Source organism: Arthrobacter sp. S39 (genome assembly GCF_004320525.1).
In the GTDB taxonomy this organism is placed as follows: Bacteria; Actinomycetota; Actinomycetes; order Actinomycetales; family Micrococcaceae; genus Arthrobacter.
This window is the reverse complement of sequence record NZ_SIHX01000044.1, coordinates 1-412: the sequence shown is the minus strand read 5'-3', so window position 1 is coordinate 412 and position 412 is coordinate 1. Positions and strand designations below refer to the sequence as shown.

The window sequence follows — 412 nt, the reverse complement described above, 5'->3', positions numbered from 1 at the left end:
CCACTGGGTTGATAGGCCGGATGTGGAAGCGAGGACTAACGACTCGTGAAGCTGACCGGTACTAATAGGCCGATAACTTACACCACACACCAATGCGTGAACGGCATTCAAAAGACGTTCACACCAAGCACTGGTAAAAAGAAACAAGACTGCTTGCGTCCACTATGTGGTTCCCAAACAACAAACCCACGTTTGTTGCAGGGAACCAACAACTAAATAACAACACCACACCTGCCATAACCGGCAGGAGCATGTTGTAACCACAGATTTCCCACACACACCCCAGGGTGTGTGACGGGTAGAAGGGTTACGGCGGTCATAGCGTGGGGGAAACGCCCGGTCCCATTCCGAACCCGGAAGCTAAGACCCACAGCGCCGATGGTACTGCACCCGGGAGGGTGTGGGAGAGTAG

1 rRNA gene is annotated in these 412 nt (G+C 53.6%); it reads left to right on the top strand.

From position 1 onward, the window contains the following. Positions 1 to 308: 308 nt before the first annotated feature. A 5S ribosomal RNA gene (rrf, locus tag EYS21_RS23260) occupies positions 309 to 412 on the top strand; the annotation flags it as partial.